10 protein-coding genes are annotated in these 8,621 nt (G+C 70.8%); 7 read left to right on the forward strand and 3 right to left on the reverse strand.

Going from position 1 to position 8,621, the window contains the following annotated elements; genetic code table 11:
* The first annotated feature begins 622 nt into the window (after window positions 1–622).
* Entirely contained in the window at window positions 623–1,393 is a 771-nt protein-coding gene (locus tag A7A76_RS00755; protein WP_241200646.1) for a lytic transglycosylase domain-containing protein, read from the forward strand.
* Window positions 1,394–1,538: 145 nt separating this feature from the next.
* On the opposite strand, the gene A7A76_RS00760 is transcribed toward A7A76_RS00755, so the two are convergent.
* Window positions 1,539–2,678 (reverse strand): PQQ-dependent sugar dehydrogenase, encoded by a 1,140-nt coding sequence (locus tag A7A76_RS00760; protein WP_206409397.1) that lies wholly within the window; start codon window positions 2,676–2,678, stop codon window positions 1,539–1,541.
* 370 nt (window positions 2,679–3,048) lie between these two features.
* Complete coding sequence (locus A7A76_RS00765) at window positions 3,049–3,552, reverse strand: hypothetical protein (RefSeq protein ID WP_206409398.1); 504 nt, start codon at window positions 3,550–3,552, stop codon at window positions 3,049–3,051.
* A gap of 219 nt (window positions 3,553–3,771) precedes the next feature.
* Between A7A76_RS00765 and A7A76_RS00770 the strand changes: the two genes are divergently transcribed.
* The 6 genes from A7A76_RS00770 (at window position 3,772) to A7A76_RS00795 (ending at window position 8,446) form a co-directional block, all read left to right on the forward strand.
* The gene (locus tag A7A76_RS00770) at window positions 3,772–3,960 is read left to right on the forward strand and encodes a CPXCG motif-containing cysteine-rich protein (protein WP_206409399.1); all 189 of its coding nucleotides are present in this window, start codon (window positions 3,772–3,774) and stop codon (window positions 3,958–3,960) included.
* Window positions 3,957–4,865 (forward strand): TolB family protein, encoded by a 909-nt coding sequence (locus tag A7A76_RS00775; RefSeq protein WP_206409400.1) that lies wholly within the window; start codon window positions 3,957–3,959, stop codon window positions 4,863–4,865. Before A7A76_RS00770 ends, A7A76_RS00775 begins: the two co-directional genes overlap by 4 nt.
* 8 nt (window positions 4,866–4,873) lie before the next feature.
* On the forward strand, window positions 4,874–6,025 hold the full coding sequence (locus tag A7A76_RS00780) for a winged helix DNA-binding domain-containing protein (RefSeq protein WP_206409401.1): 1,152 nt from the start codon (window positions 4,874–4,876) through the stop codon (window positions 6,023–6,025).
* A gap of 457 nt (window positions 6,026–6,482) precedes the next feature.
* Entirely contained in the window at window positions 6,483–6,860 is a 378-nt protein-coding gene (locus A7A76_RS00785; RefSeq protein WP_206409402.1) for an EF-hand domain-containing protein, read from the forward strand.
* Between the two features lie 238 nt (window positions 6,861–7,098).
* On the forward strand, window positions 7,099–7,827 hold the full coding sequence (locus A7A76_RS00790) for an HAD family hydrolase (RefSeq protein ID WP_241200647.1): 729 nt from the start codon (window positions 7,099–7,101) through the stop codon (window positions 7,825–7,827).
* A 151-nt stretch (window positions 7,828–7,978) separates the two neighbouring features.
* The gene (locus A7A76_RS00795; RefSeq protein WP_206409403.1) at window positions 7,979–8,446 is read left to right on the forward strand and encodes a hypothetical protein; all 468 of its coding nucleotides are present in this window, start codon (window positions 7,979–7,981) and stop codon (window positions 8,444–8,446) included.
* Here the strand turns inward: A7A76_RS00795 and A7A76_RS00800 are convergent.
* A partial coding sequence (locus tag A7A76_RS00800; protein ID WP_206409404.1) for a hypothetical protein occupies window positions 8,401–8,621 on the reverse strand: 221 nt, incomplete at its 5' end. The two genes, A7A76_RS00795 and A7A76_RS00800, sit on opposite strands and share 46 nt — an antisense overlap.

Raw genomic sequence — 8,621 nt, forward strand, 5'->3', positions numbered from 1 at the left:
CGCCGCCGACCAGCGGCGACGGCGGCTGATGCCCGCGGCGGCCGGCCTGCCCGGCCGCCGCTGCCGGATTCGCGCCGAGGCGAGCGCGATCCGGCCGTAAACCGTTTCGAGAACGCCGCGGCCGGCCTACGGATCGGCCGCGGCGTTCAGGCAGTACCGGTCGGGCCGCAACCGATCGGACAGCGAAGAACCCGGATCGAGTTCGCTCGGGCGGGTTCCCTCGGGCGCGGCGTGGTTGGGCGAGTCGATCGCGTTGCGCCCGCTTTTTGGTCGATGGGCGCTGCATGGCCGGGCGGATCGGCGCTTGATCGTCTCGGGCCGGAAAGACTCGGGCCTGAAGGGCGTCCCATAAGACCCGTGCTGTGGCGGGTCGGTCTCGCGACTGCGGCTGCGGGTGGTGCGGCAAGGCTCTCATTCTTGTGGGAAAGGCTTTGATCTTTGTGGGAGGGGCTTGAGCCCCGATGCTTTCGTCTCCGACCTCGCGCACTCCACCCCTCCGCCCACGGCATCTTGACCTGAATGAACGCAGCCCCCGGCCCCTGACTTCCGGCGCTGTGCGGCCGCGCGCGCGGCCCTAGAATCGCGCCTCATGACCGCCGCCGCGCCCGCCCGAACCCTTGCCTTGCGTCTGGCCGCCGCCGCGGCGCTGCTGGCCTTGGCGAGCACCGCAGCGCAGGCGCGCACCGTCTACCGCTGCGTGCGCGACGGCACCGTCAGCCTCGCCACCACGCCCGAACCCGGCTCGCGCTGCGAGGCCAGGCAGATCGACGACAACGCGGTGAAGCTGCCCAACCTGTGGGGCGCGATGGGCGTCATCAACGGCAACCTCTACGAGCGCCAGCAGGACGGCAAGACCGTCTACAGCACGCGCAACCTGCCCGGCTCGGTGCGGGTGATGGGCTTCACCGTGGAAACGCCGCCGGGCGAACCGGCGCATCCGGGCCTGGGCAAGGTCGGCAAGCCGCAACTGGACAAGTTCTCCGCGCAATTCCGCAGCGCCGCCAAGGCCAACGGCCTGGACGACGCCTGGCTGCGCGCGATCGCCCACGCCGAAAGCGGCTTCGACGCCAAGGCGGTGTCGAGCAAGGGCGCGCAGGGCGTGATGCAGCTGATGCCGGAAACCGCCAAGGAATACGGCGTCGGCGATCCGTTTTCGTCGGAAGAATCGATCAAGGCCGGCGCGCGCCACCTCAAGTCGCTGCTGCGCCGCTACAACAACGACCTGACCCTGGCCACCGCCGCCTACAACGCCGGCATCGGCACGGTGACGCGCTACCGCGGCGTGCCGCCGTATCGCGAGACGCAGGAATACATCGCCAAGGTGGAGGCGTTGTTGCAGCGCTATCAGTTGGCGTTGGGGACGCGGAAGCCGGCGTTGCGCGCGGCGCAGTGAAGCAGGAACGAGTAAAGAGGAACGAGTAAAAGCGCGTTCTTGGTCGAGCACCGACAAAAAAAGCGGGCCGAAGCCCGCTTTTTTAGTTTCCGAAAGAACGAGTCCGTTTCTACTGGTTCCTCGTTCCTCTTAACTCGTTCTTGCTTCAAATAGGCGTAAGCCGCAACAACCGCGCATTCGTCCCATCCTCCAACAGCCACACATCCCCGTTCGGCCCTTGCTCGACCTCGCGGATGCGCTTGCCCATCGGATAACGCTCGGCTTCCGCCGCGGTGTTGCCGTTGAACTTGACCCGCACCAGCGCCTGCGAGGCCAGGCCGCCGATCAGGCCGCTGCCGGCCCAGGCCGGGAAGCGCGTGCCCGAATAGATCACGAAGCCGGCCGGCGCGATCACCGGCGTCCACCACGCTTCCGGCGCGTTGAGGTCGGGGCGGGTGCTGTGGCGCGGGATCGGCGTGCCGTCGTAGTGGTCGCCCTGCGACACCAGCGGCCAGCCGTAGTTGGAGCCGCGCTCGATCAAATTGAGTTCGTCGCCGCCGGCCGGGCCCATTTCATGGATCCACAGCTTGTTCTGCGCATCGAAGGCGATGCCCAGCAGATTGCGGTGGCCGTACGACCACACCGTCGCGGCGACGCCGCCGCGGCTGTAGAACGGATTGTCGGTCGGCACGCTGCCGTCGTCGTTGAGCCGGATCACCTTGCCCAGCGGCGAGTTGAGATCCTGCGCCGGGTCGAACTTCTGCCGCTCGCTGGAGGTGATCCACAGCTTGCGGTCCGGCCCGAACGCGAGGCGGTGGCCGTAGTGGTTGCTGCCGGTGACCTTGGGCTGGCGCCACAGCACCTGCAGATTGCTCAGCGAACCGCCGCTGCTGGTGAGGTTGAGCTTGGCGCGCGCGACGGTGGCGCCGGCGGTGCCGCTGGTCGTGCCTTTCTCGGCGTAGCTGATGTAGATCAGGCCGTTGCTGGCGAACTGCGGATGCAGGATCACATCGCCGAGGCCGCCCTGGCCGCCGTAGGCGACCGCCGGCACGCCGGTGATGGTCTGCGCGCTGCCGCCGATGGTCAGCACCTTGAGCTGGCCGCGTTTTTCGGTGACCAACAAACGGCCGTTGGGCAGGAAGGTCATCGCCCAGGGTTCGTTGAAGCGCGCCACCTCGGTGGCGGTGAACGGATTGGCCTTGGCTGCCGCGGCGTCGGCCGGCGCGTCCTGCGCATCGTGTGCGAACGCGGCGGCGGGCAGCGACAGCGCGGCGGCGCACAACAGGGACAGGGTGGTGAGCTTCATGGCGGTTCTCCGGCGTGGTGCGTTGGGGAAGGCCGGCCGAGAGTGCCACCCGCCGCGCGCGCGATCTTGCGACCGCCTCGGCAGTTCGCCGCGTGCGCGCGCGCACCGCGAGCGATCTTCAACCGCGATCACGCGCGCAATGAGGCTTGCGCGCTAGGAAATCGTAAGCGGGCGAGATGCCGTGCCGCGCGCGGCCGAATTCGCTGCATACGCGCGTCACGCGATTGCTGCATATGCGCGTGCGCTGCGCCGTCGTCGCCGCGTCGGCGCGTCGGCGACGCGTGTTGCGAACGCGCGTTCGCCCGCGCGCAAACGCTGCGCGCGACGCCTGCGGCGAACGCGGCGCCGCAGCCGCAGCCGCGCCGTCGTTTCAAGCCAGCGCCGTCGGCGCGTCGAACGGCAGGATCTCGACCCCGGGCGCGCGCGCGAGCACATAGGCTTCGGCGCGGCCGAGCAGATCGCGGTCGCCGTCGATCACCACCAGGATGCGGCCGGCGCGGATGTGCGCGTCGAACTTGCGCCGGATCGGGTCGGGCAGGGCCGAACCCATCAGCGCCGAGGCCCAGCAGCCGACCATCGCGCCGGCGGCCAGCGCCGCGGCGGTGCCGGCCACGGTCAGGCCGATCGGGGTGACCACCACCGCGAGCAGCCCGGCCAGCAATCCGGCCGCGCCGCCGTAGCCGGCGCCGCGCAGCGCCGCGGGCATCAGGTCGGTGTCGGCTTCCTTGCGTTCGTTGGGGATCGATTCGAGCTCGATGTCCGAGCGCGCGATCAACAGGATGTCGTCGTCGCGCACGCCGGCTTCGCGCGCGGCGTCCATCGCCGTCTGCGCGACGATCAAATCGTGGGTGCTGAACACATGCCGGGTTTTCATGTCGCCCTCCGCGCGCCGCCGTCGCTGGCGTCCGCAGGGGACGCCGGTCGGCACCGGCCGGGCACGGCGGCGTGCCCGCCGGGCCGTGTAACGCCAGCCTCCGCCGGGTCGGGTTAAGCCGCGGTGAGCCCGGCCGCGCGCCGCGGGTGAGGAACGTCACTGGACGCGGACCGCCCGCGCCGCGCATCCTGCCGCCGCCATCGCCTCCCGGAGTCGCGCATGCTGCCCAGCGTGGAAGTGCACTGTCCTTATTGCGGCGAACCGATCGAGCTGCTGATCGACGAGTCCGCCGGCGACCAGCGCTATATCGAGGATTGCCAGGTCTGCTGCCGTCCGATCGTGGTCGCGGTCAGCGTCGAGGAAGACGGCGAGCCGGCGGTGGCGGTGTACGCGGAGGACGACGCATGAGGCTCGCGCTCGCAGCGCTGGCCGCGTGCCTGGCCGCCGCGCCGGCATTCGCGGCCGTTCCGGGCTTCGGCGCGCGCGGCGAGAGCGTCGAGCCGTGGGCGCCGGCGCGCATCGCCAGCGCGCGCTTCGAATCGCACCCGGCGTTCGATCCGCTCACCGGCGATCTCTACTTCGTGCGCAGCGCAGCGGATTTCACCGGCTGGCGCATCCTCACCAGCCATTGCGGCGCCGACGGCTGGAGCGAGCCGGTCGAGCCGGCGTTCGCCGGCGACGGCGTCGAGGCCGATCCCTGGTTCACCCCGGACGGCCGCGCGCTGTACTTCATTTCCTCGCGCACGCCCGACGGCGCGCCGCCGCTGCCGGCAGGGAGCAAGCGCAAGGATCTGGACCTGTGGCGGGTCGAGCGCGACGCGCACGGCCGCTGGGGCCGGCCGCAGCGCCTGCCCGAGCCGGTCAATTCGCCCGGCGCCGAGTGGTTTCCGCGGCTGGCGCCGGACGGCTGGCTGTACTTCGGTTCCAACCGTCCCGGCGGCCTCGGCAAGACCGACCTGTGGCGCGCGCGGCAGGGCGGCGACGGCGCCTGGACGGTGCAGAACCTGGGGCCGGCGCTCAACACGCCCGACGACGAATACGAGCCCTTGGTCTCCGCCGACGGCAAGCGCATGGTGCTGATGGCGGCCGACGGCCTGTACCAGAGCGTCCGCGGCGCGCACGGCTGGTCGAAGCGGGTCAAGCTCGGCCCGGCGATCGACGCCAACGGCAGCGAGATCGGCGCGCTGCTGTCGCCGGACGGGCATTCGATGCTGTTCGCGCGCGACCTCAAGGGCGAACGCTCGGGCGAACTGTTCCTGTGGCGCGACGGCAAGGGCGATCCGCACTGGCCGCCGCGCTGTCCGCGCGAGTGACCGGGCCGATGACGACGAAAACGCGCGGCGCCGCCGCGCCGCCGACCTTGTCCGCGCGCGCGCTCAACCGCGCCCTGCTGGCGCGGCAGTCGTTGCTCGAACGCAGCGATGAATCGGTCGAGGCGATGGTCGAGCGCCTGGTCGGCGTGCAGGCGCAGGCGCCCAATCCGCCGTATCTGGGGCTATGGACGCGGCTGCAGCGGTTCGCGCTGGACGATTTGACCCGCGCGATGCAGGCGCGCCGCATCGTCCGCGCGACGATGATGCGCGGCACCTTGCACCTGGTCAGCGCCGCCGACTATCGCGCGCTGCGCCCGGTGTTGCAGCCGGCGTTGCGGCGCCTGTCGCTGGCCAGCGGCCACGCCAAGGCCTTGCGCGGCCTGGAGCTGGATGAGCTGCGCCGCGCCGGCTTCGCGGCGCTGCGCGCCGCGCCGTTGAACGCGGCCGAACTCGGCGAGGCCCTGCGCGCGCACTGGCCCGATCGCGACTGCGGCGAACTGGCGCTGCTGGTGCGCAGCGCCGAGGCGCTGGTGCACGTGCCGCCGGCCGGCTGTTGGGATTGGCACAAGCCCGCGGCCTTCGCCACCGCGCTGGACTGGCTCGGCGCCGCGGTCGCCGACGAGTCCGGCGAAGACGCCGCCGATGCGATGGCGCTGCGCTATCTGGGCGCGTTCGGTCCGGCCAGCGCGCGCGACTTCGGCGCCTGGTCGGGCCTGTCCGCGCCGGCCGAGCGCCTGCGCCGGCTGCGGCCGCAGTTGCTGGTGTTCCGCGACGAAGACGGCACGGAACTGTTCGACCTGCCCGATGCGCCGCGGCCGCCGCCGGAGCTGCCGGCGCCGCCGCGCCTGCTGCCGGAGTTCGACAACGTCTTGCTGGCCCATGCGCGGCGCGAGCGCATCCTCGCCGAATCCGCGCGCGCGGCGGTGTACACCCGCAACGGCCTGGTCGCCGCGACCGTGTTGATCGACGGCTTCGTCGCCGGGGTGTGGAAACTGCAGCGCGATGCGCGCGCGGCGACGCTGACGATTCTCCCGTTCCGCCGCTTGGCCGCGGCCGAGCGCGCCGGACTGGAAGCGCAGGCGGCCGAATGCCTGCGCGTGGCCGCTGCAGACCGCGAGACCCGCGATGTGCGCTACGCACGGGTACAGAAGCCTGTCTAGCGTTGGGGCGATGCGTGCCGGTCTGCGGCGCAGGCGATCGGGACGCCCCGAAATCGAGCGGAGAGAAAAGAGAAACAAGTTGTGGCGCTCGTTCCGCTTTCCTCTCCGCTCGGTTCCGCTCTGCGAGCTCCCGCAAACGCAGCGGCCACCGCGTTACTGCACCGCGCATTCGTAAAGGTTGTGTTGCGTTCAGCGAATTGCGTCGAACGACGCGCTAACGATTTGCCGCGCCGAGTCACGTTTTTGCCGTGCCGCGTCGCCGCGATTCTCGCCGCGCCTAATCCTTGTACGCGGCGTGGTGGTTAAACCAACGTAGCTTTAACTCTTGCGCGCGGTGATCGGTTCAGAACCGCGGCGGCAAGGTGGCCCCGTGCCTCGCAGCACCACACGCCCTGCGATGCGCCGACGACGAGGCGGCGTTCGCAACACGGCTCACCTACCGAAGGAGTACCGACGGATGAACATCAAGTCCCGCAAGCCGCTGATCGCTACCCTGGCCCTGACCGCCGCGCTGGCCGCGCCGATGGCGTTCGCCCAGTCGACCGCCGACCAGGCGCCGCCGACCGGCGACGCCGCCGCGGCCAGCGCCGCCCAGGATCCGGCCGCCGCCACCGCGGCGCCGGCGCCGAGCGCGCAGAAGAAGAGCTGGGCCGACGTCGACACCGACAAGAGCGGCAGCCTCAGCAAGGGCGAGGCCGCGGCCGTGCCGGCGCTGAGCCAGGTGTTCGAGCAGGCCGACACCGACGCCAACGGCCAGCTGACGCCGGACGAGTACAAGAATTACGTCGCCAAGGCCCAGTCGGGCGGCGGCGCCGCCAGCAGCGGCGGCAAGTAAGCGCAGTCAGGGCGGCCGGGCCAGCCCGGCCGTCCCCTTGGGGTGCAGGAACTTCCTGCGTTGTGCGAAGGGCGGCCTGGCGGCCGCCCTTTTTTTGTCGGTCCTCCGACCCGGCCCACCGCGGCGCCGGCGCGGATCTGCGACTGCGGTCGCGCCGCGCGACTATGCGTTGCCTGGCGGCAGCGCGCGTGCCGCCGCGTCCACCGTGGGCGCCGCGCAAATGCGCGATAATCCGCGCATGAGCGCACCTCTTCGCATGGTCGGCTTCGACGCCGACGACACCCTCTGGCGCAGCCAGGATTACTTCGACCAAGCCCAGCTCGATTTCGAGCGCATCGTCGGCCAGTACGTCGATCTCGGCGACGCGCGCCTGCACGAGCGCCTGTACGAGATCGAGAAGAACAACATCGGCGTGTTCGGCTACGGCGTCAAAGGCATGACCTTGTCGATGATCGAGGCGGCGGTGGCGATCACCGGCCAGCGCATCGGCGCGGCCGATTTGCACCGCATCGTCGAACTGGGCAAGGACTTGCTGCGCCACCCGGTCGAGATGCTGCCGGGCATCGCCGAGGCGGTGGCGGCGATCGCCGCGGATTTCGAGATCGTGCTGATCACCAAGGGCGACCTGTTCCACCAGGAGGCCAAGGTCAAGCAGTGCGGCCTGGCCGACCTGTTCCGCCGCATCGAGATCGTCAGCGAGAAGGACGCCGGCACCTACGCCCGGCTGCTGCGCGAGTTCGGCCTGCCGGCGGCGCAGTTCGCGATGATCGGCAATTCGCTGCGCTCGGACATCGCGCCGGTGCTCGAACTCGGCGGCTGGGGCATCCACGTCCCCTACCACACCACCTGGGCGCACGAGAACGAAGCCGAGGTGGCCGCCGACGCGCCGCGCCTGCGCCGGGTCGCCAGCGCCGCCGAGTTGCCGCAGACGGTGCGCGAACTGGCGCGCACGGCCGAAGCCGGCTGAAAACGTTACCAGCGCATGCGCGCGCCGCGGCGCGCGGCAACCGCGACTGAGCGGCCGTGAAAGCGGCGCGAACGGTTAAAAACCGGTTCACCCTGGCGGCCGCAAAGTCGCACTGCCCGCCGACGATGCGGGCATCCCCCAGGAGACCGCCATGACCGTTCTTTCCCGCTGGCTCGCCCCCGTCGCTCTCGCCGCCGGTCTCGGCGCGGCGGCCGTCGCGCTGCCCGCGCCGGCCCGCGCCGACGACCTGACCCGGGTCATCGTCGACATCGCCGACGTGATCGTGCGCAACAACACCCCGTACTGGCGTTACGGCAACTACGGCTACAACGATCGCCTGGTGGTGGTCCACGACCGCTGGGGCCGTCCGACCTATTACCGCAACGTCCCGCGCTACGTCGATTACCGCTATCGCCCGGCGCCGCCGCCGCGCTATTACGCGAACGACCGTCGCTACGGCGACCGCCGCTACTACGATCGCGACTGCAACAAGCACGGCAAGTGCCGCAGCACCTATTACGACGCCCGCTACGATCGCCGCAACGATCATCGCTGGGACAACCGTTACTACGATCATGGCCGCCACAACGGCCGCTGGCGCGATCGCGACGACGATTGATCGGCGCCGGTCGGTCCGGTTCGATCCTGATTCGATCCGAATTCGATCCGCGCTGCGATCTTGGCCTGATCGACGCTGCCCGGCGCCGGCCCCGCCGCCGCGAGCCAGCCCGCTTCCCGTTCCACCGCGACGGCGCCCCACGGGGCGCCGTCGCCGCTTGCGGCCGCCGCGGCGC

Source organism: Lysobacter enzymogenes, assembly GCF_017168095.1.
Lineage (GTDB): Bacteria > Pseudomonadota > Gammaproteobacteria > Xanthomonadales > Xanthomonadaceae > Lysobacter > Lysobacter enzymogenes_D.

Coding starts and splice junctions, on each gene's coding strand:
- A7A76_RS00785 (WP_206409402.1), top strand. CDS start 6,483: ATGAACATCAAGTCCCGCAAGCCGCTGATCGCTACCCTGGCCCTGACC.
- A7A76_RS00775 (WP_206409400.1), top strand. CDS start 3,957: ATGAGGCTCGCGCTCGCAGCGCTGGCCGCGTGCCTGGCCGCCGCGCCG.
- A7A76_RS00795 (WP_206409403.1), top strand. CDS start 7,979: ATGACCGTTCTTTCCCGCTGGCTCGCCCCCGTCGCTCTCGCCGCCGGT.
- A7A76_RS00765 (WP_206409398.1), bottom strand. CDS start 3,552: ATGAAAACCCGGCATGTGTTCAGCACCCACGATTTGATCGTCGCGCAG.
- A7A76_RS00760 (WP_206409397.1), bottom strand. CDS start 2,678: ATGAAGCTCACCACCCTGTCCCTGTTGTGCGCCGCCGCGCTGTCGCTG.
- A7A76_RS00780 (WP_206409401.1), top strand. CDS start 4,874: ATGACGACGAAAACGCGCGGCGCCGCCGCGCCGCCGACCTTGTCCGCG.
- A7A76_RS00770 (WP_206409399.1), top strand. CDS start 3,772: ATGCTGCCCAGCGTGGAAGTGCACTGTCCTTATTGCGGCGAACCGATC.
- A7A76_RS00790 (WP_241200647.1), top strand. CDS start 7,099: ATGAGCGCACCTCTTCGCATGGTCGGCTTCGACGCCGACGACACCCTC.